We start from the raw sequence: 915 nt of genomic DNA, 5'->3' as shown, positions 1-915 counted from the left end.
TATCTAAAAAAATTGCGGGACTTGAGGAATCAGGGACACGCCTGAAAGTTCAGGCGATTGTCATCCTCAAGTCACGGCATCGTCTGCAATACCTTTTGGATGCGGCAGGCATGCCGAGAGCGACGTTCTTCTACCACCAGAAACGACTCAGCGAGCCGGATAAGCACGCTGCGCTCAAAGACGCAATCTGGGAAAGCTTCGAGCGCAACAAGCATCGCTACGGCTACCGACGAGTGCTACTTGACCTGCGCAACCAGGGATGGGTGGTCAACCACAAGCTCGTCTACAAACTCATGAGCGAAATGGGGCTTCGAGCCAAGATCCGCCAGCGCAGGCCATATGTTTCCTATAACAAGACGATCAGCCACATTGCCGACAACACACTCGACCGCAAGTTCACCCCAGATAAGCCAAATACCGTCTTTGTCAGCGACGTCACCGAGTTCAGGGTCGCAGGCCGCAAGGTCTACCTATCACCGGTGATGGATCTGTTCGACCGTTCAATCGTTGCCCACACCGTGGCTACATCGCCGTCGACAACGTTTACCGCCGATTCTTTAACTAAAACAATTAAAACGTGTACGCCTGAGCCTGGGTGGATGATGCATACCGATCAAGGTTTCCAGTACCAGCATTCGTCCTGGCGCAACCTGATTCATGACAACGGTGGTGTTCAGTCAATGTCGCGTAAAGCCAACTGTTACGACAACGCGGTCATGGAAAATTTCTTCGGACACTTAAAAACCGAGATGTACCACGGAGAAGTCTTCGACACCGTCGCAGAGTTCAACCAAGCCATCGACGAGTACATCCAGTGGTACAACACCGAACGCATCCAACAACGACTCAAGGGCCTGACCCCGATGCAATATCGAAATCAGACCCTTGAAGCCCTAACCGCCTAGAATTAAACCA

General features: G+C 52.0%; 1 protein-coding gene. It reads left to right on the top strand.

The features are described from left to right. On the top strand, nt 1–905 hold a 905-nt coding region (locus MHY22_RS11465), incomplete at its 5' end, for an IS3 family transposase (RefSeq protein WP_239279391.1). Between the last annotated feature and the right edge of the window lie 10 nt (nt 906–915).

This window comes from Corynebacterium sp. ACRPO (assembly GCF_022347205.1).
Classification (GTDB): domain Bacteria; phylum Actinomycetota; class Actinomycetes; order Mycobacteriales; family Mycobacteriaceae; genus Corynebacterium.
The sequence above is the reverse complement of the archived record's forward strand: the minus strand, read 5'-3'. Positions and strand labels throughout refer to the sequence as shown.